Origin of the sequence: Pseudoalteromonas sp. NZS100, from assembly GCF_015864815.1 — a bacterium.
GTDB lineage: Bacteria > Pseudomonadota > Gammaproteobacteria > Enterobacterales > Alteromonadaceae > Pseudoalteromonas > Pseudoalteromonas distincta.
The window spans coordinates 127,447-154,002 of sequence record NZ_JADYWM010000008.1 but is presented as its reverse complement, the minus strand read 5'-3'; the positions used below and the strand labels follow the sequence as shown (position 1 = coordinate 154,002).

The window sequence follows — 26,556 nt, the reverse complement described above, 5'->3', positions numbered from 1 at the left end:
ACCCTGCTCCTTTATTGTATCGAGAAATTACTACCTTTTACTTCGCCAATGATCTTTATGTTGTTCTCTCTTATTAAAAGGCATAGCGAAAGGAGCAAACTCTTTCATTACTCGTCGATAAACATCCCGTTTAAACGATACAACCTGTCGTACAGGATACCAATAACTTACCCAGCGCCAATCATCAAACTCTGGATGATGGGTTTTAAGTAAATTTACATCTTCGTCTTTACAGCGTAATTTTAGTAAAAACCATTTTTGTTTTTGCCCAATACACACCGGACTAGAGTCTCGGCGGATTAATCGTTTGGGTAATTTATAGCGTAACCAATGTTTTGAGCTTGCGACTATTTCTACATCTTCTGGTCGCAACCCTACTTCTTCGTGTAATTCACGGTACATGGTTTGTTCTGCAGTTTCGCCATCATCAACACCACCTTGGGGAAATTGCCAAGAGTGTTGACCATAACGTCTGGCCCAAAAAACCTGTCCCTGATTATTGCAAATCACAATTCCGACATTGGCACGAAAACCTTCGGCATCAATCACCTTAGTGCCTCATTTGTAAGTCGATTTTTAATGATTGTTCCACATTAGCCGCAATACGGCAAATACTATTATACCCAAGCCAATTAGTGAGCTAAGTTTGAGCTTTTAGTATGTTGATAAATTAATAGAGAATAGGTAAATATTTAGAAAATAACTCAGCAAAGCTATTGCGGTTCTTGTTTTCCTCTAGTTACTCACAGTTTGTGCATAACTTTTGTAAAACACGCTCATTTTGCAAACAAATCCACAATATTAGATCTTAAAACTTAGCTTCTCCACAGATTCTGTGGATAAACATGTTCATATAGTTGTATTTATCCTTACAACTTTTAAATGGCTTAATCAAAACTGAACGTGCACATTTAAAAAAACCTGCAGAGTCAGTAACTTAAAGTAAAGTAGCTTAATTTCAATATGTGCAAAATTAACACAAACAACAGACGAGCAAAAAACGTACAACCCTAAAGATATCCACGGCTTAGCCTATTTGCTATCATGGCTATGGTATTTATACAACCGAAATTAAGAATATGCGACCTACAAAACCACACTCAATAAACGACTTAATGCAGCGCGTTAACAGTATTGCCGGATTAACACTTGGGCAACTTGCAAACCAGTACCATTTTAAAACACCTGATGACTTACTACGTGAAAAAGGCTGGACTGGGCAACTCATTGAATACGTACTAGGCGCTACTGCAGGCTCAAAACCCCTTCCAGATTTTGAAGATTTAGGAATTGAGCTAAAAACACTGCCTATTTCTTATAAAGGTAGGCCACTGGAAACTACGTTTGTATCGGTTACACCTTTAATGAACGTGACGGGAATGACGTGGCATACCAGCTCTGTGCGTAAAAAACTAAATCATGTTTTATGGCTGCCAATTTTAAGCGAACGTGATATTGCGCCGTTTGACAGAACCATCGGCAGCGGCTTTTTGTGGCAGCCTTCACCTGAACAAGACGCTTTGTTACAACGCGACTGGGAAGAGCAAATGGAGCTAATTGCGCTTGGGCGAGTGGATGAAATATCAGGCCATTTAGGCGATGCGATGCAAATACGCCCTAAAGCTGCTCATAGTAAAATAGTCACTGATGCTATTGGCCCAAATGGGCAAATAATTAAAACCCTACCCCGTGGTTTTTATTTAAAAACCAGTTTTACAGGTGATATTTTAAAGCAGCAGTTTCAACTATGAGTGCGTAAGAAATTAAAGTATGAATAAAGCGTTATACTTTTGTGTTCCACTCTTTAGTGCTGCGTACATCAACAAGCTTAAAGCCTACAATTTATTTTCATCTCTTTGGAAAAAGTATCAGGCATAAAAAATCCCCGCATAGGCGAGGATTTTATCATCTAAATTAAAAGTTAGATTCTATATTAAATAGAATTACTGACCTTTAACTTCTTTAAGACCGTTGTACGGTGCTTTATCACCTAATTGCTCTTCAATACGTAGCAATTGGTTGTACTTTGCAACACGGTCAGAACGGCTCAGTGAACCTGTTTTGATTTGACCTGCAGCAGTACCCACTGCTAAATCAGCAATTGTTGAATCTTCAGTTTCACCAGAACGGTGAGAAATAACAACAGTAAAACCAGCATCTTTAGCCATTTTGATTGCAGCTAAAGTTTCAGTTAAAGAACCGATTTGGTTAAACTTAATTAAGATTGAGTTAGCAATACCGTTGTCGATACCACGTTTTAAAATCTTCGTGTTAGTTACAAATAAATCATCACCTACTAATTGGATTTTATCACCCATTAGTTTAGTTTGGTGTGCAAAGCCATCCCAATCAGACTCATCAAGACCATCTTCAATAGAAACGATTGGGTACTGATTAGTAAGATCTTGTAAGAAGAAGTTAAATTCTTCAGAAGTGAATTTTTTACCTTCACCTTTAAGATCGTAGATGTTTGCTTCTTTGTCGTAAAACTCAGATGCAGCACAATCCATCGCTAAAGTAATATCTTTACCTAGCTCGTAACCTGCGTTTGCAACAGCAACTTTGATTGCAGCAAGAGCCGCTTCGTTAGATGCAAGGTTAGGTGCAAAACCACCTTCATCGCCAACCGCTGTTGAGTGACCATCAGCTTTAAGCACTTTAGCAAGGCTGTGGAATACTTCAGCGCCCATACGTAGGCCTTCGCGGAAGTTTTTAGCGCCAACAGGTTGGATCATGAATTCTTGAATATCTACAGAGTTATCTGCGTGCTCACCACCATTGATGATGTTCATCATTGGAAGTGGCATAGAGTAAACACCTGGTGTGCCATTTAAGTCAGCAATATGTTCATAAAGCTCAACTTTTTTAGACTGTGCAGCTGCTTTCGCAGTTGCTAGTGATACAGCTAAGATTGCGTTTGCACCTAATTTTTCTTTATTTTCGGTACCATCTAAATCTAGCATCACTTTATCAACAGCGTTTTGATCTAATGCATTTTGACCAGCTAAAGCATCAGCAATTTCTTTATTAATATAACCAACTGCTTTTAATACGCCTTTACCTAAGTAACGTGATTTATCACCGTCGCGTAACTCTAATGCTTCACGAGTACCAGTAGATGCGCCTGAAGGTGCTGCTGCACGACCCCAAGAACCATCTGCTAAATGTACGTCTGCTTCAACAGTTGGGTTACCACGCGAGTCCATAATTTCGCGACCGATTACTTTTACGATTTCTGACATCTTGATTCCTCTATATTCCCAAAATGGTGAGTTCAGCTAACTTTACTACGTTTTATATAGCTTAGTCAGCCCTTAAAACAAAAAAGCCGTGCAATATGCACGGCTTTTAAAATTACGAATTCGCTTTTTGGTGGATGTGCGCAGCTGCTACAAACCCTTCAAATAACGGATGACCATCACGTGGCGTTGACGTGAATTCCGGGTGGAACTGCGCGGCAATAAACCATGGGTGATCTTTATTTTCGATAATTTCTACCAGTTTTTTATCTTCTGATAAACCAGTAAAGCTTAAGCCTGCTTTTTCAAGTATTTCTACAAAGTTATTATTTACTTCGTAGCGATGACGATGACGTTCAACAATTTCGTCGCTGCCATATACTCCATGTACTTTAGAACCAGGCGTTAAATGACATTTTTGTGCGCCTAAACGCATAGTGCCACCTAAATCAGATTTTTCGCTACGTGTTTCAACATTACCTTCAGCATCTAGCCATTCAGTAATTAAGCCAACTACCGGTGCTTCTGAATTTGCATTAAATTCTGTAGAGTTTGCATCCGTTAAACCTGCAACATTACGTGCATATTCAATTAATGCTACTTGCATCCCTAAACAAATACCTAAGTATGGTACTTTATTTTCACGTGCATATTTAGCTGCTAAAATTTTGCCTTCAACACCACGTCCGCCAAATCCACCCGGTACTAAAATAGCATCTAAGTGTGAAAGTAATTCAACACCTTTGCTTTCTAAGTCTTGTGAATCTACGTATTCAATGTTGATTGTTAGGCGGTTTTTAAGACCCGCATGCTTTAATGCTTCGTTAACCGATTTGTACGCATCTGGTAATTCAATATATTTACCAACCATACCAATGGTCACTTCACCCGTTGGGTTAGACTCTTGATAAAGTACTTGTTCCCACTCAGCTAAATCAGCTTCTGGTGGATCTAAGTGAAAACGACGACATACAAAGTTATCTAATTCTTGTGTTTTTAATAACGCAGGAATTTTATAAATGCTGTCTACATCTGGTAGTGAAATAACCGCTTTTTCTTCTACGTTTGTGAATAATGAGATTTTTGCACGCTCATTATTAGGTAGTTTACGGTCTGAACGACAAATAAGAATATCTGGTTGAATACCTACTGAGCGCAACTCTTTAACAGAGTGCTGAGTTGGTTTCGTTTTCACTTCACCGGCAGGGCCTAAAAATGGCACTAGCGTTAAGTGAATAAATAGCGCGCGTTCGCGACCAATTTCAGTTCCCATCTGACGAATTGCTTCAATAAACGGTTGTGATTCAATATCACCTACAGTGCCGCCAATTTCTACAATAGCAATATCATAACCTTCAGCACCGTCGTATACACGTTGCTTAATATCGTTAGTGATATGTGGAATAACCTGAATAGTAGCACCTAGGTATTCACCACGGCGCTCACGACGTAATACGTCTTCATATACACGGCCTTGTGTGAAGTTATTACGACTAGTCATTTTGGTACGGATAAAACGCTCGTAGTGACCTAAATCAAGGTCAGTTTCTGCGCCGTCTTCTGTAACGTAAACTTCACCGTGTTGAATTGGGCTCATTGTGCCTGGGTCAACGTTGATGTAAGGATCCAGCTTTAAAATGGTAACATTTAAACCACGGGCTTCTAAAATAGCGGCCAGTGAAGCTGCGGCAATACCTTTACCCAACGAAGAAACAACTCCGCCAGTAACGAAGATAAATTTTGTACTCATGCGAACCCTAGAATATCAGGAATTAAAAGGAATATAACACCCAAAGAAGAGCCTAAGGGTATATCATCAAGACGGGGCGAAATTGTACCAAAACACTGCTTATCAATCCAGCTAAAATTAGCTAATACGCGCACAAAAAATGTGCACTATTTAACATTAAGCCTATTTTACTTTTTTAATCGCATCCCACGCACTATCCATCTCTTCAAAGGTTGCTGTATCTAAGCTTTTACCTTGCGCATGCAAATAAGCGTTTACCTTTTCAAAACGCGCTGAAAACTTATCATTAGCGCTACGAAGCAGTTGTTCGGGATCTCGTTTAACATGGCGTACAACATTAACAGTGGCAAAAAGTAAGTCGCCGAGTTCTTCCGCTGTATGATCAGATAGCGGGTCTTGCTCAATCGCTTCTTTTACTTCTAGCACTTCTTCACTCACTTTATCTAGTGCACCATGATACGTTGGCCAATCAAAGCCAAGGGAAGCCACGCGTTGTTGTATTTTTTTGGCTTTGCTTAAGCTTGGCATATTGCCAGGGATATCTTGCCAAAAAGAAGGGGATTCGGTTTGCGCTTTAGCACTTCGCTCCTGTGCTTTGATTGCTTGCCACTGCTGCGATAATTGATCGTCTGTTAACTCTTTTTTTTCACCAAACACATGCGGATGACGACGGGTAAGCTTATCGTTTAATTGCTCTACTAGATCATTAAAATCAAATAGATTTTGCTCTTGTGCAAGTTGCGCATAAAAAACTATTTGAAATAGCAAATCACCCAATTCACCTTTAAGCTCATCTAAGTTGCCTGATTCAATACAGTCGGCAACTTCGTACGCTTCTTCTAGCGTATGCGGCACAATAGATTTAAAATCTTGCTTGAGATCCCACGGACAACCGCCCTTGGGATCTCGCAGTGTTTTCATTATGCTAAGAAGTTGTGTAAGCGCTGCATTATCATTCATGATTAATGACCACGCTTGGCATCATGTACACCTTCAATTTGGTGTAATTTAGAAAGAACACGGTTAGTACCCGATAAGTCATGTACTTCTATTTGCATTGTAAATATAGCTAACTGATTATCTTCAACCGTATTTACGTTCATGTTTAAAACATTTACTTTTTCGTTAGCAAGTACTGAGCTTATATCGCGTATCAGCCCTGAACGATCGGTGGCTTCTATTTTAATACTTAGTGCGTACGAGCCGTTAATATCATCAGACCAACTTACCGAAATAACACGCTCAGGATGCTGGTTTTTTAAGTTATTAAACGAATCACAGTCTTCCTTATGAACACCTATTCCTCGACCTTGCGTTATATAACCTATTATTTCATCGCCAGGTACTGGGCGACAGCACTTGGCTACATGGCTCATTAAGCTGCCAACACCATCAACCACAATGCCGTTTTTATCACCAGTTACTTTACTTGGTGCTTTAATACGAATAACCGGCTCATCTTCAGTCCGATCACTTACAAAGTTAAGCATTTGATTGAGGCGAACATCGCCCGCACCAATTGCAACCATTAAGTCATCCAGCTCTTTAAAGTTAAAACGCTTAATGGCTGGCTCTAAATCTTTATATGTTAAATTGAGCTTTTGTAATTCACTGTCGAGAATTTCTTTCCCCGCACTTAAGTTTTTGTCGCGGTCGAGCTGTTTAAACCAGTGATGGATTTTAGCTCTAGCACGGGATGACTTAATGTATCCTAATGACGGGTTTAACCAATCACGACTTGGATTTGGTTGTTTTTGGGTGAGTATTTCTACCTGATCCCCTGTTGTAAGTTGATGCGTAAACGGCACTATTTTGCCGAATATTTTTGCACCAATACAACGATGCCCCACATTTGAGTGAATGTAGTAAGCAAAATCAAGCGGTGTAGCGCCTAGTGGTAAATCGATAATATCGCCGCTTGGGGTAAATATATATACGCGATCTTCTACTACTTGGTTTTTAAGCTCTTCTGCTAAATCGCCGCCATCGACTACTTCTTCTTGCCATTGCAGTAATTTACGCAACCAGCTGATTTTTTGCTCATAACCCGAGCCGCGCCCTGGTAATGCACCTTCTTTGTACATCCAGTGTGCAGCCACCCCTAACTCAGCATCTTGATGCATGTCGCTGGTACGAATTTGTATCTCTACCGTTTTACCTTCAGGTCCAAATACCACGGTATGGATTGACTGATAGCCGTTTTGTTTTGGGGTTGCTACATAGTCGTCAAACTCTTTATTAAGATGACGCCAATTGGTGTGCACAATACCCAACGCACCGTAGCAGTCTTGCAGGCGTTCAACGACGATACGCATAGCCCGAATATCAAAAAGCTGATCAAACTCGTAGTTTTTTTGCTGCATTTTTTTATAAATGCTGTAAATGTGCTTAGGACGACCATAAACTTGGGCTTCTATGCCCGCTTCACTTAAACGGTTTTTTACTTGCTCAACCATATCTTCCATGTAGGCTTCGCGTGTAAGGCGTTTGTCGTCAAGTTGTTTGGCTATGCTTTTATAGGTGCCTGGGTGCAAATATCTAAACGATAAATCTTCTAGTTCCCATTTTAATTGCCCTATTCCTAATCTGTTTGCCAATGGTGCAAAAATATCAGCCGTTTCTTTAGCGGCAATGACGCGGTCTTCTTCATCCGCATTTTTTACATTGCGTAAATGACATACCTGCTCGGCAAGCTTAATGACCACGGCGCGCACATCTTCAACCATGGTTAATAACATTTTTCGAATATTATCAACTTGCATAGTGCCTTTACCTTGATGCGATAAAGTACTAATAGTGGCCATTTGTGCAACCCCAGTTAGCAGCATAGCTATGTTATTCCCAAGCTGCTCTTCGATGGTTTCAAGCGATATTAAGTCGTTTAAAAAATACGGGGTTAAATACGCAGTAGCTAACGATTCGGGGTCAAGATTTAGCTCAGCTAAAATTTCAACCATTTCGATTGCAGTAGTTTGCCTACTTTCACTATCACATTTTACGCAGAGCGCTTGGGCTTTAGTAAGTAGCTCTGTTTTTTCTTCAGACAAGGCAAGAAATGAAAGCCGAGTGCTAAAATCTGTTGTCTCATCTTGTTGATGTGATTGTCGTGTAGCTACCATAATGCGTTCTACCTCCGTTGAAATAACGCCATAGTTTCAATATGCCCTGTATGAGGAAACATATTCATTAGCCCAATTTTATTAAGATCAAAGCCAGCTTGTGAAATAATTGCGCTGTCACGGGCTAAAGTAACAGGGTCACAAGAGACATATAAAATAGTTTTAAACTGCTTTAAAGGTAATTGCTCTAATACAGCCATAGCACCAGTCCTAGAAGGATCGAGCACAAGCACATCTAAGTTTTTGCTAAACCATGGGGCGCTCTGTATGCTTTGGGTTAAATCAAAGCAATGAAACTGCGCATTGGTAATAGAGTTAGTTTGCGCATTTTGAGCAGCCATTGCAACCGCTGAAGTCACACCTTCTACACCAATTACAGATTTTGCTTGTTTTGCTAACACTAATGAGAAATTACCAATCCCACAAAATAAATCCAATAAATTTTCATCACCTTTTAAATCAAGCCAATTTGCAGCTTGCTTTAACATAGCTTCGTTAACTTGTGCATTTACCTGAATAAAATTACCTAAACCAAATTCAAATTTTAGATCAAATTCTTTAAGATAATAAAATGGCATGGCTAAGTGTGAATGTTCTATTGCATCGCTCTCGCTTTGCCATACAATTTCAAACTGCTGGCTTTTTGTTATGTGCTCAACCAAAGCCTTTGTATCATCATTAATTGCTTTAGTGTGACGAATAACAACAAAGTTTTGTTTATCACTTTGGCATAACTGTAAATGGCTTATACTGTGCAGTGCTTTGTGTTGATTAATTAAGTCATCAAAAAGTGTAAAAACATCTGTAAATACTTCATCAAGTACTGCACATTTATTAATACTCACAATATTTTTTGAGCCACTTGCTCTGTAACCCACGCGCATTTTTTTAGCTGCTTTATCAAACATAACGGCTATGCGAGCGCTGCGTCTGTAATGCACAGGTTTACTTAATAATGGGGTTTGCCAGTTTAAGCTGTTTAATTTAGCAAACTTACTAAATAACTGAGTAACTGCAGTTTGTTTTTCTACAACTTGTTGGCTTACTTCTAAATGCTGTAATTGGCAACCACCACACTGATTATAGTGCTCACAAAAAGCATGTACTCTTGATTCACTCGCTTGAATAACTTTAATTACTTTTGCACTGCTGTATTTAGCTTTATCTTCGACGAGTGTTGCTTTGACTGTTTCGTTTGGTAATGCACCGCTTACAAAACATACTTTATTGTTATGTTTAGCAATGCCACGCCCTTGATGATCCATTCCCGTTATAGTTAATTCTAGTGTTTGTTGCTTTAACGGTTTTTTTTTCGCTTTAAAAATTTGCGCCATTAGGCATTACCTTAACTTTATTTATGAAGCACCTATATTTAGATGCTTTAGAATGCGTGTTGAACCGTATATACTCAAGTCATACTAATAACGATAAAACGCTCTCATTATGACCAAATTAGGCTTACGCGATTCTGTTTTAACACTGACCCTGATCCCAACGGTGATCATAGGATTACTACTTGGTGGCTATTTTACAATAAATCGTTACATTGAGCTTGATGAAATTTTATATCAGCAAGGCACTACTATTTCTGAGCCCCTTGCTATTGCGCTTGAGCAACCCATGCTCGAAAAAAACAAACAGCTATTGAATCGCCTTATAAGCTACACACATAACAAGCACTCCCCTACAATTAAGTCGATTGCAATTTTTGATAAAAATAATGCGCTATTAATGACCAGTAATTATCACCGCTCATTTGAAAAGTTAATTAATCAAAAAACGCTCATAAATTTAAAAACCACCCATGTGCAAAAGTCAGATGAGCTTGTTACATTTTTCACCCCCATTATTAACCATACAAGTCACGATTCTAAATGGGACCCGTCGGCTTTTCAGTCATCTCTGGGCACCGTTATTATACAGCTAAACAAAGACCAAGCTGTTATAGGGCAACAACGAGCTTTATTAATTAGCGGTATTGTGATTATTTTATCATTGGTGTTTGCAGCTATTTTAGCTTTAAGGTTGAGCCGCATGTTTATGACGCCGCTTAATAAGTTAGTACTTGCAACCGACAAGTTAGTTGAAGGTAAAAGAAGTACTGGCCTTAACGACAATATGATTGGTGAGTTTGAGTTACTTCGCGAAGGCTTAAACACCATTGCTCACACTATGGTGATGCAAAAAGATGAAATGCAAAAAAATATTGATCAAGCAACAAGCGACTACCGCGAAACACTAGAGCAATACGAAACGTCAAATATAGAGCTCTCGTTTGCAAAAAAAGAAGCGCAAGATGCTAACCGTGTAAAATCAGACTTTTTAGCTAAAATGAGTCACGAGCTTCGTACTCCGTTAAACGGTGTTATTGGATTTACACGCCAGCTTTATAAAACACCGCTGAATAAACATCAAAAAGATTACCTCGACACTATTATGCTCTCAGCAAATAGTTTAATGACTATTATTAGCGACATTCTAGACTTCTCCAAACTAGAAGCGGGGGCAATGGAGCTTGAGTCGATACAGTTTCAACTTCGTGATGCTGTAAATGAAGTAATGACACTACTCGCTCCTAGCGCACACGATAAGCAATTAGAGCTATCCATTTACATTAACCAACAAGTACCGGATGACTTAACAGGCGATCCCACTCGCTTTAAACAAGTATTAATAAACCTATTAAGTAATGCGATTAAATTTACCGAAAAAGGCTCTATTAAGGTCGACATAAGCCATCGGTTACTCGACGACGAACGTACTTCTTTACTTGTGTCAGTAACAGATACTGGCGTGGGTATACCTATGGATAAGCAAGACTCTTTATTCACTCCATTTGGACAAGCAGACTCAAGCATTACACGTAAGTTTGGTGGTACAGGCCTTGGTCTTATTATTACCAAGCATATTGTTGAAGCAATGAGTGGTCGTATAACGTTAAATTCTGCGCCTGGTAACGGTACCTGCTTTACATTCAATAGTGTGTTTAGTTTGCCAAATCACGTATTTACAAATGACTTACCGACTAAATCGCTCATTGGTAAGCGTATCTTATATTTAGAGCCACATGAGCATACGCACCATGCCGTACTTTCGTTATTAACCCAGTGGGAATCAAACGTAACGGCATGCTTTAACGAAACTAGCTTTTTAGACGCTATAAAAAATACTGAACATAAATATGATGTTTGCTTAATTGGCCATATGGCATCAGTTGATGATATGCAGCAACTAAAAAGCTATGTAAAAGCCGTGCGTGAATCTACAGATTACTTATATTTAATGCTTAATACTGTATCGCACAATATGCGAGAAGCCTTTATAGGCAGCGGAGCTGATGCATGCTTAAGTAAACCACTTAATCACCGTAAGTTATGTGAAGTACTCGCAGCACCTTACAGGCTTGACCACCCTACTCATAATATTGAACAAAACGATCAAGCTTTACTGCCGTTAAAAGTATTGGTTGTTGATGATAACGATGCCAATTTAAAACTTCTCCATACTTTATTAAGTGAACAGATTGAAGTAATAGAAACGGCTCATAATGGTTCACAAGCATACAGCTTAAGTAAAAGTCATAAATACGACATAATTTTTATGGATATACAAATGCCAATTATGGACGGTATAACCGCATGTAAGCTTATACAAGAATCATCACTTAATGAAGATACACCCATTATCGCTGTAACGGCACACGCCCTTCAAAGCGAAAAAGAGCAACTGTTAAAAGATGGCTTTAAAGGCTATTTAACTAAGCCTATTGATGAAGATATGCTTAAACAAATTATTAGCGACCATAGTCCACAGACTCCTGTTAATCGTGACAAAGCTAAAACAGATACACCACAAAGTCCTGCACCATTTCAAAGTAGTAGAATTGATTGGGCACAAGCCCTGCAGCGTGCTGGCGGAAAGAGCGAGTTAGCGCTAGAGATGCTTAACATGCTACTTTTAAGTGTCCCTGAGACCCTTACATTACTTGCTAAAGCAATAGAGAGTAACGATTGCCAGCAAGTGTTAAGTATTGTTCATAAATTTCATGGTGCATGTTGTTACACTGGTGTACCTAAACTTAAATCACTCGCAGAAACAATTGAAACATCGCTTAAAAATAAATGCTTGTTAGAGAATATTGAACCTGAATTATTTGAGTTACAGGACGAGCTTGAAAACCTACTTGCAGATGCAAGTGTGACCGAACTGCAAAGATAAGCTTTGAATTTTAGATACAAAAAAACGCGGTATTTACCGCGTTTTTTAATTAAGCTTTTTAAATGCTTATGTTTGCTTATCTTACATTCTTGCTTCAATCATTAATCGTTTCATGTCTCGTACGGCTTTATCGAGCCCATCTATCGCTGCACGAGCAATAATAGCGTGACCAATATTTAGCTCATAAATCTCAGGCATTGCAGCGATTGGTTTCACGTTATGATAATGAAGACCATGGCCAGCGTTAACAATCAAACCTAAGCTTGCTGCGTATTTGACACCTTCACGAATGTGCTCTAACTCTTTGTGTAAATCAGTATCATTTGTTGCATCGGCGTACGCGCCTGTGTGTATTTCTACATAAGGAGCACCACATTCTTTGGCTGCATCTAACTGTGCTTTATCTGCATCAATAAATAGCGATACTTTAATACCCGCTTCGGTAAGCGTTTTTGTTGCTGCTTTAATTTTATCTATATTACCGGCTACGTCTAAGCCACCTTCGGTTGTTAATTCTTCGCGCTTTTCAGGTACTAAGCACACGTACTCAGGTTTTACTTCAAGCGCTATTTTTATCATTTCATCGGTAACAGCGGTTTCAAGATTCATACGAGTTTGAATGGTTTTAGCCATTACATAAACGTCGCGATCTTGAATATGGCGTCTGTCTTCACGTAAGTGAATCGTAATACCGTCTGCGCCTGCATGCTCTGCTACACTGGCTGCATGAGCGGGATCTGGATAGCTTGTTCCACGCGCTTGGCGAAGTGTTGCAATATGATCTACGTTTACACCCAAAAGAATATCTTTCATTTTCTTACCTGTAAAATTACGTTTATTGAGAGGCCATAAATAGCTCGCGGCTTTTTAATGGTTTACTACCTAATAAGGGTTTTAATAAATAGCGACTTAATTGCTTTGCCATATATAGCACATCATTTTGGCTAAAGTCATGATTTGCTATGGCGTTGAGTTGTTTGCCACTAAATCCAGAACGTGTATCTTCTTGTACTAAAAAACCAAGTTCGGGGAAATAACTATACGTCTGCTTTTCATCTATTGGTTCACCACTGGCGTCAAAACTAAAATCCACGCCATAACCGAGTAATTCCAATAGTTGAAACTCGTATGAGCGAAGCACCTCTTGTAAATTAGCCCCGCTGTTTAGGTTTGATAGATGAGTTTTATATAGCTCAAATACTTGTTCAATTGGCTCGTTAACAGGAACGATACGATTTGTAAGCTCATTTAAATAAAAACCACAATAAAGCTCATCACCTTTTAAAAAGTGCGAGTTCCCATGCAGTTCAAACTTATTGATATATTTTAAATCGTACTTGCCACTGTAATTAACAAGCAGTGCCTGAAACGGCTGAAGTTGTGCTTTATGTTTAGTGGCCTGGCGACCACTAATTCGGGCCAGCATTCTTAACTGACCAACGCCTTCTACAAGCATATCTAACATTACTTGGGAGTCACTATAAGGACGCCGATGTAATAAATACGCGGTGTAGAAGTCGCTATCCATTCACTAAGCTACTGCTTGGTCTAGTCTTCACTGTAACCTAAGCTTCTTAGTGCACGTTCATCGTCAGCCCAACCCGACTTAACTTTAACCCAAAGCTCTAAAAATACTTTGTTATCCAGCATTTCTTCTATGTCTTTACGGGCTTCACGGCCAATGGTTTTTAGCTTTTCGCCTTTATTACCAATAACCATGCGTTTTTGTGTTTCGCGCTCAACAAGAATTAACCCGTTGATATGCCAAATACCGTTGTCTTGCCATTTAAACTGCTCAATTTCAACAGTTACAGAATACGGCAATTCTTCGCCCATAAAACGCATTAGTTTTTCACGAATTACTTCAGCTGCCATAAAGCGCATTGAACGGTCAGTTACATAATCTTCCGGAAAGTAAAATTCGCAAGGAGGTAAGCGTTTAGTTACTTCTGCTTTGATTAAATCAACATTTTTACCTTGCGTTGCCGATACTGGCATAATTCCAACAAAATCAAACTTGTCACTTAACCACTTCATATGAGGCAACACAAGGTCACGGTCTTTAACTTGGTCTATTTTATTAATAACCAATAATACCGGCTTACCACTTTGCGATACTTTATTAAGTACCATGTCGTCATCGGCATTCCAATGAGTGCCCTCAACTACAAAAATAATAAGCTCAACATCGCCGATAGAACTAGACGCGGCACGGTTCATTAAACGGTTAATCGCACGTTTTTCTTCAACGTGTAGACCTGGTGTATCTATGTATACCGCTTGGTGTTTACCTTCGGTATGAATACCCATAATACGATGACGCGTGGTTTGTGGTTTACGTGAGGTAATACTCACTTTTTGCTCAATAATTTCATTAAGCAAAGTCGACTTACCTACGTTTGGGCGCCCTACAATAGCAACCATTCCACAAAACGTATCTACATCACCTTCATGAGGCTGTATTAGGGTATCAAGGTTCATTTTTAAGTATCTTCAATGCTTTTTCAGCAGCTTTTTGTTCGGCTTTACGGCGCGAGCTACCTACAGAAATTATGCTATCCATTCCATCAACAATACATTCAACCGTGAATGTTTGATTGTGTGCTTGGCCTTTGGTATCAACCACAGTGTAACCCGGTAAAGATAATTTACGGGCTTGTAAATACTCTTGCAGCAGGGTCTTCGGATCTTTTTGGTTAAGCCCTGGTGAAATAGCATCTAATCGTGATTCGTACCATGACAATATAAGATCGCCACAGCTATCAATACCTGAATCTAAAAATGCAGCGCCAATAATAGCTTCTACTGCATCAGCAAGCGTTGACTCGCGACGGAATCCGCCACTTTTAAGCTCGCCCGGCCCTAAGCGTAAATAATCGCCTAGGCCAAATTCAAGACCAAACTCGGCAAGTGTTTGACCACGCACAAGCGTTGAGCGCATGCGGCTTAAATCGCCTTCACGCGCTTTAGGAAATTTGGCATAAAGTGCATTGGCAATCACAAAGCTTAAAATAGAGTCGCCTAAAAATTCTAGTCGCTCATTATGCTGGCCTTTGTGGCTGCGGTGCGTCATTGCTTGCTCAAGTAAACCTTGATCGGCAAATTCATAGCCAATTTTTTTATATAATTCTGTTACATTTTTTTTCATCGTTACTGAATATTACCTAGGCGCTCAAAGCGAACACCAGTTGGAACCCATCCTGGTAAAATATCATCAGGGCCATTCTCAAATTCAAAACTCATCCATATAAAGACAGCTTTACCCACCAAGTTTTCTTTTGGTACAAAGCCCCAAAAGCGACCATCTTGGCTGTTGTCGCGGTTATCACCCATCATAAAATAATGATCAGCAGGAACAGTCCATTCATCAGAAGGCGTGCCCGGTTGCTGGTAGTAACGCCCTTTTCTCTCAGGCGCTTGTGGGTTGATTAATATATCATGCGTAACTGTTGTTAAATTTTCATTTACACGAGCTAGAGGCATTGGGCCTTGTTTAAATTCGTTATCATTAATTAGTTTAAAATCAATTTTATTGAATTCATTACATAAAAGCTCACCCTGCTGGGTTTCGCCTTCTTTACAATTTGGCTGAATATATAAACGTTTATCGCGATAAACAATTTTATCGCCAGGTAAACCAATTGTACGTTTAATATAGTCAACATTTTCATCTAAAGGGTATTTAAAAACAACAATATCACCACGCTCAGGCTGCCCAATATCAACTAATTGAGTACGCCAAACAGGATCTTTTATTCCATATGAATACTTTTGCACTAAAATAAAATCACCTACTAATAGTGTAGGCATCATTGAACCGGATGGAATTTGAAACGGTTCAAAGATAAATGATCTAAAAATAGTAATTGCTGCAATCATCGGGAAAATCGACTTTGCTGTTTCTGTTAGCACTGGTTCTGGTGCAATTAATGCCGCAGTTTCTTCATCTAACGGAGCTCCAGCAGACGTTTGCGCTATCGCTAAGCGCTCCTGTCTTTTTGGGGCGTACATTAAGTGATCTATTAACCATATTAAACCTGAGCCTAAAGTTAATAACACCAATAAAACTGAAAAATAACCAGCCATTTATAATCCTTTGTTTTTATTTGCCAACTTTTAAAATAGCTAAAAACGCTTCTTGAGGCACTTCAACATTACCTACTTGCTTCATACGTTTTTTACCATCTTTTTGCTTTTTAAGTAGCTTTTTCTTACGACTCACATCACCGCCGTAACACTTAGCAATTACGTTTTTACGTAATTGTTTTACCGTGGTACGGGCAATAACATGTTGTCCGATAGCAGCTTGAATCGCTATATCAAACATTTGACGTGGGATAAGCTCTTTTAACGCATCAGCTAACTGGCGACCACGAGACTGTGCACCATCTCTGTGAACAATTATCGCAAGTGCGTCAACGCGCTCACCATTGATTAAAATATCAACACGCACCATATCTGATGTTTGAAAGTGTTTAAAGTTATAATCAAGCGACGCAAAACCACGGCTAGTTGATTTTAATTTATCAAAGAAGTCCATCACCACTTCAGCCATAGGTAGCTCGTAAGTTACAGCTACTTGCTTTCCGTGATAAGTCATTTTTGTTTGGCTACCACGTTTTTCAATACACAAAGTAATAACGTTACCTAGGTATTCTTGTGGTACCAAAATATTAGCTTCAACAATCGGCTCACGAATCTCTACAATATCGTTTACTGCAGGCAAATCAGATGGATTATCAATCTGAAATGTACCTTCTTTAGTAACTATCTCATAGATTACCGTAGGTGCTGTTGTAATTAAATCAATATCGTATTCACGCTCTAAACGCTCTTGAATGATTTCCATGTGTAGCATACCTAAGAAGCCACAGCGGAAACCAAAGCCTAGTGCAGTTGAATTCTCTGGTTCAAAGAATAACGACGCATCGTTTAAGCTTAATTTATTAAGTGCATCACGGAACGATTCATACTCATCTGATGCAATTGGGAACATACCCGCATAAACCTGAGGCTTAATTTTTTGAAAGCCAGGTAAGCGAAGTGGAGCTGCATTTTTTTGATGAGTAATAGTGTCACCTACTGGCGCACCATGTATCTCTTTAATACCAGCAATAACAAACCCTACTTCACCTGTTCTTAAAATACCGGTGTTGGTTTGCTTAGGTGTAAACACACCTACTTGGTCGGCAGTATGTATATGCTCGTTCGACATTATTTTTATTTTGTCGCCAGTGCGTAATTCACCGTGCTTAATACGCACTAGTGATACAACGCCTTGGTATGGGTCAAACCAAGAATCGATAATAAGTGCTTGTAAAGGTGCATCTTTGTCGCCTACTGGCGGCGGTACATCTTTAACAATCATTTCAAGAACTTCGGCAATACCTACACCTGTTTTAGCGCTACATTGCACTGCATCAAGGGCATCAATACCAATAATCTCTTCAATTTCTTCTGCAACACGTAAAGGATCCGCTTGCGGTAAATCGATTTTATTAAGTACTGGAATTACTTCTAATTCCATTTCAATAGCGGTGTAACAGTTAGCTAGTGTTTGTGCTTCAACGCCTTGGCCTGCATCAACAACAAGCAACGCGCCTTCACAAGCAGCTAAAGATCGTGAAACTTCATACGTAAAATCAACGTGTCCTGGAGTATCAATGAAATTAAGTTGGTAGGTTTCGCCGTCGTTCGCTTTGTAATTCAACGTTACACTTTGCGCTTTAATGGTAATACCACGTTCGCGCTCAATATCCATTGAATCCAAAACTTGTTTTTGCATTTCACGGTCGGTTAAACCGCCACAAACTTGGATCAAACGATCTGAAAGGGTCGATTTACCATGGTCAATATGGGCGATGATCGAAAAATTACGGATATGCTTCATAAACTGGATTCTATACTTCTATTTTAATGGACTAAATATGAATACCTAAGTGACTTGAAAATACTTGCTTTAGGATGCCATAAGCTAAATTTGTATATAACAAACTGTACTTACGCTTTTTAAGATGGGTTACAACCATTTTATGTATTGAATAACAATAAGTTATATTTACTTAACTTAAATAATTCAGCCAGATAAAATAATTTAAAAAACCACGATTCCCTGTATTTCCAAGTTACTTTGGTATAAAACGGCAATTTTACATTTAATTGGCGTCAATCACCATCTATTTGAGTTAAAGGGATACTAATTGGGTGAATTTTTATAACTTTTATATCGTGCTTTAGAGATTTCACGCGAGTTTTAGCTATAAAAAAGCCAGTAACACCACCTATAGCAGCAGCTAAAATCTGCCAGCCTTCGGAAGTCATAAACAATTGCGCCGCAACAAATGCAAAAACAAGACTCAAAAGGAGCGGTAGCATGTAAACCGCAAAAGCATGCTTAACAACATGACTATCATCTAGTGACAAAGTGACCTTTTGCCCTATTTCTACAGAGGATTCAAATTTATAAGGAAAGGTTTTTTTTGCAGTGCCAAATAATTTACTAAACACTTGTGAGCCGCAACGGCCATTGCAGCCTTCACAAGCTTGTTTTTGCTGTGCTTCTAAATGAGCAATGTGGCCATCGAGGGCCACAACAGTGAGGGTTTGTTCAATCATAACAATCCTTACGGAATCGTCTATAGTGCGCGGGTAACTGACTCTGCAATCGCTTTTGCGGTCATACTCGGTACATTACCAACAACCGAAACATCAAAATTACCGCCATTATGCACATATACTGTCGTTGCACCAGAAGTGAGTGCTCCACTTAAACGCTTACCTGGTAATGGGCGCTGAATAAATACAGAAACCTCAACAAAACCATCAGAGAACAAGTAATAATCAGTTAACTCGTTATTTAAATCGAGCTTATGTCTGTCTGATTTTAGCAACTCAAAGCCATCTGGTAACCAGCTAATTTTCCAATTAGTGGCAGTACTATCTTCATTTATAAGTGCATCGTTTGGCAAAGGCGTTGGAAAGTTTCGATTAAGCACTTCAACTAGCATACCGGCTGGCTGCTCTGTCACACTAATATGTGTAAGCTGTAACTGCTCTAAGGCTTCACCTTCATGGTTAACGTACGCGGCTTTTAGCAACAACGACGATTCCATATCCAGCCAAATCCAATAATTATATTTATACTCGTCTTTAGATTCAATGCGAACAAGTTGCGCTGCGCGCCCTGCAATACGCCCTTTACCGCCTAGTACAAAATCATAGTGCGCACTTAAGCGATCTATATCTTTAAAAAGTACTTCAGGGATTGGACCTGCTATTGAATCTGTTTTTAGAGAATATGGTTCAGACTGAGGTTCAAAATAAGTAACTTGATTATCGATACGGACCATTTCAAGCCCAGCACCGTTAAGTAAACTTAAATGCTCAAGCTCGGTGTCACCTTGTAAAGCATGCACCCATCGGTAGGGTTCCATTGTTTTACCTTTGACAACCACAAACGAGGCGTCAAAATTACGGGTGTGAACGGCATTAGCCATTTTGAGTAATAAATCTTTGGCAGGATTTGTGTCGTTGGCAAATGCATTAAAGCTTACTACCAACGACAGAACAAAAGTGATTACTTTCATTTAATTAGTTTTTTTCCTCAGACGCTTTGGTATTAGTTTGCGCTGTTTCTAAAGAATTCGCAACTCGTGCTTGGCGTTGATGCTCAAGAACTAACGCACCAATACGCTGTTGCTGTAGTTCACGTAAACCTTGCTCAGCATTTTCAAGCGCAGGCTCAGACGAATAACTTACTGGCGAGGCCATACCTGCTAGCGGTGTGGTTTGCAGTAATGGAATTTCACTTTGCTGCTCATTGTTACTTTGAGGAAGCGTATTAACGCCCACAATAGCAAACATCGCTACACTTGCAGCAATAGCTAATTGAGCAACTGGTTTGCGCCAATTAAAAGCGACTACTTTATTATCTTGTACTGTTTCAGTGATTGCTTGAGGCTGTGTTTTTGACTGACTAAAGTCAGCATAAACAGGCTCGCTTTCTAGTGCTAATGCAACGCGATCGCTAATATCAATATGTATGTCGTTATTATTTTTTTGAGCACGCATCGCATCACCAATTAACGCATAACGGCCAAACGTAGTTACATCTTGCTCTGCAATTTTTGCATCATTTAGATGTTGCTCGCCATCAAGTAATGCCGATAACGCTTCGTTATCTAACTTGTTAAGGTGTGCTTTTGTCATACTAAGACTCGCCTATTAATGGGTTTAATTTGTTATCTATTGCTTCACGGGCACGAAATATACGCGAACGCACAGTCCCGACTGGGCAATCCATTACCACTGCTATTTCTTCATAGCTCATCCCTTCTATTTCTCTAAGGGTGATTGCGGTTTTAAGATCTTCAGGCAAACTATCAATCGTATTAAAAATAACAGCGCGTACTTCTTCGCTTAAAAGTAGGTTTTCAGGAGATGCATTCGATCGCATTGAATCTGCACAATCATAAAACTCGGCATCTTCAGCGTCTATATCATTTGCTGGCGGCTTACGCCCCTGAGCTACTAAGTAATTTTTAGCACAATTAACGGCAATACGGTATAACCACGTGTAAAAGGCGCTGTCACCTCTAAAGTTAGGAAGTGCACGGTAAGCTTTAATAAAAGCTTCTTGTGCTACATCAGCAATATCGCCTTGGTTAGATACATAACGTGAGATCAAACCTGCAATTTTATTTTGATACTTCTTTACTAATAGGTTGAAGGCGTTTTTATCTCCTTGCTGGACCCTTTTTACTAGCACTAAATCTAATTCCTGCTCGCTCATTCGAGCCGGTACTCCTATGTCTGATTTTTGCTTGTTATTCATATTGTCGTCATTGTTCACAAATACTCTGACCTCTTTATGAATAAAAAGTTCTGCTTAATATTATTTTTTTATAAAATAGATGATAATAACGGCGCTAAGCCTTTAAAATCACTACGTAGTAGTATGACAAATATGATACAACTACAGATATTAAAAACAAATATTGCTCTATATGAGCATTGTAACCGCAAAGTACCTCTGACATGAACCAAAATAAACATCACATTGCAGATGTCGCTATTATAGGTAGCGGCGCAGCAGGCTTATCACTTGCATTATCTCTAGCTAATTATTGTAACGTTACCGTGATCAGTAAAGGAGCGCTTACCGAAGGTTCTACTTTGTATGCCCAAGGCGGTATAGCTGCTGTATTTGATAAACAAAACGACAGCATAGAATCTCATGTTGAAGATACTCTCGATGCAGGCGGCGGTTTATGCGATAGAGACGCTGTTCATTATACCGCCAGCAATGCTCACGATTGCCTACAGTGGTTAATCGACCAAGGCGTACCCTTTGATATGGAGTTTGATAGCAAAGGAAAAGAGCGTTTTCACTTAACACGTGAAGGTGGTCACAGCCATCGTCGTATATTGCATGCAGCCGATGCAACAGGCAAAGCGGTGCAAACAACACTTATCAGCCAAGTTAAAATTCATAAAAATATAACGCTTTTAGAGCAATACAACGCCATTGATTTAATCACAGATAAAAGCGCCGGAAAAACAGGCTCACACATTGAAGGTATGTATGTGTGGAACAAAAAAGCTAAAAAGGTAGAAACCATTTCAGCTAAATTTGTTGCTCTTGCCACTGGTGGCGCAAGCAAAGTGTATTTGTATACTTCTAATCCAGACGTATCAAGTGGTGATGGTATTGCAATGGCATGGCGCGCAGGCTGTAAAGTTGCCAATATGGAATTTAATCAATTTCATCCAACAAGCCTTTATCATCCAGAGCTACAAAACTTTTTAATTACAGAAGCTATGCGCGGTGAAGGGGCTTATTTAAAACGACCTGATGGCACTCGTTTTATGAAAGACTTTGACAGCCGTGAAGAACTCGCTCCACGCGATATAGTGGCACGCGCAATCGATTTTGAAATGAAGCGCTTAGGCGCTAATTGTGTTTATTTAGATATTAGCCACAAAGATAAAGACTTTATTATTGAGCACTTTCCTACTATTTACGCAAAATGCCTAAGTGTAGGCCTCGATATAACGAAAGAAGCAATCCCAGTTGTGCCTGCTGCGCATTACACCTGTGGTGGTGTAATGACTGACTTTAACGGCAAAACAGATCTCGATAACTTATATGCTGTAGGTGAAGTTGCTTACACAGGCTTACATGGTGCAAACCGTATGGCAAGTAATTCACTATTAGAGTGCATTGTATTTGCCCACGCTGCAGCTAAAGATATTTTAAGTAAAATTGAACATGCACCAGAGCCGATAGCGCTTCCTCATTGGGATGAGAGCCGTGTTAGTAACTCAGATGAAGAAATTGTTATTACCCATAACTGGCATGAACTACGTTTATTTATGTGGGATTATGTAGGTATTGTACGCTCTACTAAACGCTTAGAACGAGCACTGCATAGAGTTGAGTTGCTACAGCAAGAAATACACGATTACTATGCAAACTTTAGAGTAAGTAACAACTTACTTGAGCTTCGTAATTTAGTGCAAGTATCAGAGCTAATTATTAGAAGTGCTATGGAGCGAAAAGAAAGCAGAGGCTTGCATTACACTATTGATTACCCTGAACAAAGTGAAAACCCAACGCCGACTATTTTGACTCCAAAACGCAATTAATTGCGCCGACAGTGGCACGTTTTAGACGCGCATAACTTTGCTCATTAACGCCATTGGCTGAAATTATAAGCCAATGGTTGTTACTAAAACCTTTAATATGAAGCCATATATTATTACCATAAAATCGGCTTTTGTTACTTATTTCACCCTGAATTTTTAAGCTCTCGCCCTCAAATCTAAATAACTTTGGTTCTAATATTATAATGCCCTCATGTGGGTGAATTGCTAATACTTTGCGCCACATTATCAAGCCAGCTAGTGCATTTAGTATTAAACAAAAAAGCATAGCTAATAGTGAATCTAAAAATAAACATAATATAAAACTGAGCATACAAAAAAAGACCACAATTGGTTTGTGGTCAGCTTTATTATTTGTAACCGTAAACCTATACACGAACTCGGTCTAAGATCAGCGAAACCATACCGTTTAACTGCTCGTCTTTACATTCTTCATGACCCATAAACCATGCAAATAAGTCAGGGTCTTCTTCTGTTAGCAAACGCTGAAAGATAGCCTGTTGCTCTGCGCTCAAAGAGTCGTATGCTTCTTCTACAAACGGCATAAACAAAACATCTAGCTCTAACATGCCACGACGACAAGCCCAACGAATACGTGCTTTACTATGAATTTCAACCATTTTAAACCTCATACTTAATTGACTCGAGTTTAACAAACACAAGCCTATTTAGCAGCTATTAATCTCTCATTAAATAATAAACCCGCACCAATAAGCGCTTGTCTGTACCATACGTAACAACTGCGTTATTATGTCACTTCATTTATATTGCAAAGAAGGTTTTTATGTCGAGCGTTTATGCATGTCCGTTATCTCATCAACTTATTAGCCTCTGCGGTGCTGATAAATTATCTTATTTGCACGGACAAATCACTCAAGATCTAAATAAATTAACCAGCAGTAATTATTTGTGGGCTGGCCATTGCAGCGCCAAAGGTAAACTTTGGGGTGTATTTAAATTATTTTCTTACCAAGATAGTTACTACCTTGCGGGTAGCCAAGCTGAAGTTGAAAAATCATTAGCTGAACTTAAAAAATACGCTGTATTTGCAAAAGTTGATATTACTGAATGCTCAAAGCGTTTAATTGGTTTAATTGGTGATGATTTATCTGATGTACTGGCACAACTTGATATTAGCTTTGAAGGCGATGCAAGCGCGTGTGATTTTACGAATGGTAAAGCGCTAAAATTAGCTGATAACCGTGTTTTAATAATGGTTGATAACCAATTTAGCATGCCTGATAACGTATCCACACTTGATAACGAAGCCCCTTGGCAACAAGCAGCGATGCTTGCCGGTGAGCCTCAGCTAAGTGCAGATGCAATTGGCGAGTACGTTCCTCAAATGGCAAACCTACATGCTATTGGCGGTATAAGTTTCAAAAAAGGGTGTTATACAGGTCAAGAAACAGTAGCCCGTATGAAGTACCTTGGTAAAAATAAACGTGCAATGTATATCGTTTCAGGGCAAAGCGAAGGGATTCTTTCAGAGCCTGATTTAGAAACCCAATTAGGCGAAAATTGGCGCCGTGCAGGTAAACTTATTGCACAAAGTTTTGATGAGCAAACAAATAAATTAACAGGCCTCGTTGTGTTGCCAAACGATACTGATGTAACTCAGGTACTTCGTGCAAAACACACACCTCAGGTGGAGCTAAGCATTCTGCCTCTACCCTACTCTCTTGAAGATGAATAAATAGGAATGACTATGATCGTTGCGGCAAACAAAGTGGTAAAAATGCATTATTCAGTAATGGATAATGATGGCAATAGCATTGATAACTCGTTCGGTGGTGAGCCACTACACTTTATCATTGGCACAGGCTATTTAATTTCAGGCCTAGAAAATGCTTTGCTGGGCAAGCAACCAGGCGACACGCTTAGCGTAAAGGTTGAACCTGAAGAAGGTTACGGCGAGCGCCACGAAAACCTAATGCAAGCAGTACCTAAATCAATGTTTGAAGGTATGGAAATTGAAGTTGGCATGCAATTTCGTGCATCAACAGATGATGGTGACCAATCAGTAATGATCATCGATATCCAAGATGAAGAAGTGATTGTAGATGGTAATAACCCACTTGCAGGTATAACACTTAACTTTGATGTAGAAATACTAGAAGTACGTGATGCTACAGAAGATGAATTAACTCACGGCCACGTACATGGCGAAGGTGGGTGTGGCCACGACCACTAATGCACTGCTAAACAGATAAAAAAAGCGCCTAAGGCGCTTTTTTTATATCATATTGTTACGCTTTACCGTTTCAGCTTTTGGCTTACTAGGCAGCGCGATTGATACGTTTTTTTCTTTTAAAGCAGCTAGTAAACCTTTTTGATCGTTTGTACCAACTCTATACAAGGTGCCATCTTTGAGCGTTAACTGTATTGCACTAAAGCCAGATACTGTATACACCCAACCATCATGAGTAATTCGCATACCAATACCGTGCCTGTAAGAGTTTTGAACTGCTTTTGCTTCTACTACTTCGCTAAGCTCAATACTTTGCCCAGCAACGCCTGGACCAAACGTCCAGCTAATATTTTTATCATCTACTTTTACTGTTAGGCCATGGAACAAAAAACCCACCAGCACTAAAATCCCAGTAAATATTATTAAAGGTCCATCAGCGCCTAACAAGTTCCACGCAAGCGCCACAAAACCGCCAATCCACGCTAATACAAAAAAGATAAACACCGCGTACTGTTTATGCTGATACATAATATTCTCTAAATTAAATAAATACTTAAAAGCTGTATACCAATGTAGCACTCAGCTCTGAGTCAAACTTGAGTTTATCATCTTCGGGTTTTGAATTATAACGATACATGTAGGTAAATTTGAGTGATACCGCGCCAATCACTTGGCTTATCAGTGCGGTTTCCGATTTTAAGCGAGAATTAAGACCTGAAAGCGACTGCTCTATACTCACATCTTGATTAAAACGAGTACGCTTAGAGACTAAACGTTCCCACTGCATTGCAACACGTACTAAATAACCGGTTTTATCAATTTCATCTTCGCTCACATCCGAATCTTCATCGGCGACTGAACGGTATAAACCAGGTCCTATATCAATATCTACTTTGTTTTTAGAGCCTTGATATACACGCGCACCATAGCCTGTCGCCACCGTGCTTTTAAAATCAAGTCCACTAAACTCATCTTCTTCGTAATCACCGTAAATAAAAAATGAGGAGTTTTTAACACCTACTTTATAGTTACCTTGCGCTGATACAAAAATACGATTAGCAGTAACATCAGTGCCACCGCTTTCATCGTTTTCATCACGCTTATAAAGAGAGTCTATTTTAAATTGGTTACGCCACTTTTCAAAATCTTGGTATAAATTACCTTTGAGCTTAAAACTGGTCGAATTGGTGTTACCTTTACTTAGAATAAAACCAAATTCAGTATCACCGTAAAGCATATCACCTTTGTGTAACTCATGAATTTCTTCATCAGAGAGCTTGCCATATTCATGAAAATCTTCAAATGGATCAACAGCCCAACTTGGGCAGCTAATTATTAAAAAAATTAAAAATAAATACTTACGCACAACACTCT

At 39.3% G+C, this 26,556-nt stretch carries 25 protein-coding genes; 5 read left to right on the top strand and 20 right to left on the bottom strand.

The genetic code is table 11. The features are described 5' to 3' along the window. Positions 1 to 30: 30 nt before the first annotated feature. A complete protein-coding gene (gene rppH, locus I6E69_RS10710; RefSeq protein ID WP_002958704.1) occupies positions 31 to 549 on the bottom strand; it encodes an RNA pyrophosphohydrolase in 519 nt (172 codons plus the stop codon). Positions 550 to 1,079: 530 nt separating this feature from the next. Here rppH and mutH point away from each other — a divergent pair. Next, positions 1,080 to 1,751: a DNA mismatch repair endonuclease MutH gene (gene mutH, locus I6E69_RS10705; RefSeq protein ID WP_002958705.1), complete on the top strand. Its 672-nt coding sequence runs from the start codon at positions 1,080 to 1,082 to the stop codon at positions 1,749 to 1,751. A 192-nt stretch (positions 1,752 to 1,943) separates the two neighbouring features. On the opposite strand, the gene eno is transcribed toward mutH, so the two are convergent. From eno to rlmD, 5 genes are all read right to left on the bottom strand, one after another. Then, the gene (eno, locus tag I6E69_RS10700) at positions 1,944 to 3,242 is read right to left on the bottom strand and encodes a phosphopyruvate hydratase (RefSeq protein WP_002958706.1); all 1,299 of its coding nucleotides are present in this window, start codon (positions 3,240 to 3,242) and stop codon (positions 1,944 to 1,946) included. A gap of 112 nt (positions 3,243 to 3,354) precedes the next feature. Then, positions 3,355 to 4,989: a CTP synthase gene (locus I6E69_RS10695; RefSeq protein ID WP_033020682.1), complete on the bottom strand. Its 1,635-nt coding sequence runs from the start codon at positions 4,987 to 4,989 to the stop codon at positions 3,355 to 3,357. Positions 4,990 to 5,151: 162 nt separating this feature from the next. Beyond that, positions 5,152 to 5,949, bottom strand: a complete 798-nt coding sequence (gene mazG / locus I6E69_RS10690) for a nucleoside triphosphate pyrophosphohydrolase (protein ID WP_197121229.1) — start codon at positions 5,947 to 5,949, stop codon at positions 5,152 to 5,154. Between the two features lie 2 nt (positions 5,950 to 5,951). Next, on the bottom strand, positions 5,952 to 8,108 hold the full coding sequence (gene relA, locus I6E69_RS10685) for a GTP diphosphokinase (RefSeq protein ID WP_024594977.1): 2,157 nt from the start codon (positions 8,106 to 8,108) through the stop codon (positions 5,952 to 5,954). Positions 8,109 to 8,116: 8 nt separating this feature from the next. After that, entirely contained in the window at positions 8,117 to 9,442 is a 1,326-nt protein-coding gene (gene rlmD / locus I6E69_RS10680) for a 23S rRNA (uracil(1939)-C(5))-methyltransferase RlmD (protein ID WP_002958710.1), read from the bottom strand. 109 nt (positions 9,443 to 9,551) lie between these two features. Between rlmD and barA the strand changes: the two genes are divergently transcribed. After that, positions 9,552 to 12,326: a two-component sensor histidine kinase BarA gene (gene barA / locus I6E69_RS10675; protein ID WP_182720286.1), complete on the top strand. Its 2,775-nt coding sequence runs from the start codon at positions 9,552 to 9,554 to the stop codon at positions 12,324 to 12,326. 81 nt (positions 12,327 to 12,407) lie between these two features. On the opposite strand, the gene pdxJ is transcribed toward barA, so the two are convergent. From pdxJ to rpoE, 10 genes are all read right to left on the bottom strand, one after another. Further along, on the bottom strand, positions 12,408 to 13,139 hold the full coding sequence (pdxJ, locus tag I6E69_RS10670) for a pyridoxine 5'-phosphate synthase (RefSeq protein WP_002958712.1): 732 nt from the start codon (positions 13,137 to 13,139) through the stop codon (positions 12,408 to 12,410). A gap of 22 nt (positions 13,140 to 13,161) precedes the next feature. Next, positions 13,162 to 13,854 (bottom strand): DNA repair protein RecO, encoded by a 693-nt coding sequence (gene recO, locus I6E69_RS10665; RefSeq protein WP_002958713.1) that lies wholly within the window; start codon positions 13,852 to 13,854, stop codon positions 13,162 to 13,164. Positions 13,855 to 13,874: 20 nt separating this feature from the next. Then, positions 13,875 to 14,807 carry a GTPase Era gene (gene era, locus I6E69_RS10660; protein ID WP_002958714.1) on the bottom strand — a complete coding sequence of 311 codons (933 nt, stop codon included), beginning with the start codon at positions 14,805 to 14,807 and terminating at the stop codon, positions 13,875 to 13,877. Then, positions 14,797 to 15,474, bottom strand: a complete 678-nt coding sequence (rnc, locus tag I6E69_RS10655) for a ribonuclease III (RefSeq protein WP_002958715.1) — start codon at positions 15,472 to 15,474, stop codon at positions 14,797 to 14,799. Before rnc ends, era begins: the two co-directional genes overlap by 11 nt. 2 nt (positions 15,475 to 15,476) lie before the next feature. Then, positions 15,477 to 16,412 (bottom strand): signal peptidase I, encoded by a 936-nt coding sequence (gene lepB / locus I6E69_RS10650; protein WP_002958716.1) that lies wholly within the window; start codon positions 16,410 to 16,412, stop codon positions 15,477 to 15,479. Positions 16,413 to 16,428: 16 nt separating this feature from the next. Then, positions 16,429 to 18,216 (bottom strand): translation elongation factor 4, encoded by a 1,788-nt coding sequence (gene lepA, locus I6E69_RS10645; protein ID WP_002958717.1) that lies wholly within the window; start codon positions 18,214 to 18,216, stop codon positions 16,429 to 16,431. A 275-nt stretch (positions 18,217 to 18,491) separates the two neighbouring features. Continuing rightward, positions 18,492 to 18,941: a SoxR reducing system RseC family protein gene (locus tag I6E69_RS10640; RefSeq protein ID WP_002958718.1), complete on the bottom strand. Its 450-nt coding sequence runs from the start codon at positions 18,939 to 18,941 to the stop codon at positions 18,492 to 18,494. A 20-nt stretch (positions 18,942 to 18,961) separates the two neighbouring features. After that, entirely contained in the window at positions 18,962 to 19,912 is a 951-nt protein-coding gene (locus I6E69_RS10635; RefSeq protein WP_002958719.1) for a MucB/RseB C-terminal domain-containing protein, read from the bottom strand. A gap of 4 nt (positions 19,913 to 19,916) precedes the next feature. Further along, positions 19,917 to 20,534, bottom strand: coding sequence for a sigma-E factor negative regulatory protein (locus I6E69_RS10630; RefSeq protein ID WP_039484802.1), 618 nt, complete (start codon positions 20,532 to 20,534; stop codon positions 19,917 to 19,919). A 1-nt stretch (position 20,535) separates the two neighbouring features. Continuing rightward, positions 20,536 to 21,117 carry an RNA polymerase sigma factor RpoE gene (gene rpoE / locus I6E69_RS10625; RefSeq protein WP_002958721.1) on the bottom strand — a complete coding sequence of 194 codons (582 nt, stop codon included), beginning with the start codon at positions 21,115 to 21,117 and terminating at the stop codon, positions 20,536 to 20,538. A 245-nt stretch (positions 21,118 to 21,362) separates the two neighbouring features. Here rpoE and nadB point away from each other — a divergent pair, with 245 nt between their 5' ends. Then, a complete protein-coding gene (nadB, locus tag I6E69_RS10620; protein ID WP_154903488.1) occupies positions 21,363 to 22,973 on the top strand; it encodes an L-aspartate oxidase in 1,611 nt (536 codons plus the stop codon). Here nadB and I6E69_RS20675 read toward each other — a convergent pair. Together I6E69_RS20675 and I6E69_RS10615 are read right to left on the bottom strand one after the other, a co-directional pair. Beyond that, entirely contained in the window at positions 22,948 to 23,304 is a 357-nt protein-coding gene (locus I6E69_RS20675) for a hypothetical protein (RefSeq protein WP_039484806.1), read from the bottom strand. The genes nadB and I6E69_RS20675 overlap by 26 nt on opposite strands. A 55-nt stretch (positions 23,305 to 23,359) precedes the next feature. Further along, positions 23,360 to 23,611, bottom strand: coding sequence for a succinate dehydrogenase assembly factor 2 (locus tag I6E69_RS10615; RefSeq protein WP_002958724.1), 252 nt, complete (start codon positions 23,609 to 23,611; stop codon positions 23,360 to 23,362). 164 nt (positions 23,612 to 23,775) lie between these two features. Here I6E69_RS10615 and I6E69_RS10610 point away from each other — a divergent pair, with 164 nt between their 5' ends. Together I6E69_RS10610 and I6E69_RS10605 are read left to right on the top strand one after the other, a co-directional pair. Then, the gene (locus I6E69_RS10610; RefSeq protein ID WP_197121228.1) at positions 23,776 to 24,687 is read left to right on the top strand and encodes a folate-binding protein YgfZ; all 912 of its coding nucleotides are present in this window, start codon (positions 23,776 to 23,778) and stop codon (positions 24,685 to 24,687) included. A gap of 12 nt (positions 24,688 to 24,699) precedes the next feature. Beyond that, entirely contained in the window at positions 24,700 to 25,185 is a 486-nt protein-coding gene (locus I6E69_RS10605) for a peptidylprolyl isomerase (protein WP_002958726.1), read from the top strand. A gap of 42 nt (positions 25,186 to 25,227) precedes the next feature. Here the strand turns inward: I6E69_RS10605 and I6E69_RS10600 are convergent, their stop codons facing one another. Both I6E69_RS10600 and I6E69_RS10595 read right to left on the bottom strand, forming a co-directional pair. Beyond that, positions 25,228 to 25,710, bottom strand: a complete 483-nt coding sequence (locus I6E69_RS10600) for a hypothetical protein (RefSeq protein ID WP_182672531.1) — start codon at positions 25,708 to 25,710, stop codon at positions 25,228 to 25,230. 25 nt (positions 25,711 to 25,735) lie between these two features. Beyond that, positions 25,736 to 26,548, bottom strand: a complete 813-nt coding sequence (locus tag I6E69_RS10595) for a DUF481 domain-containing protein (protein WP_024597159.1) — start codon at positions 26,546 to 26,548, stop codon at positions 25,736 to 25,738. Positions 26,549 to 26,556 lie beyond the last annotated feature (8 nt).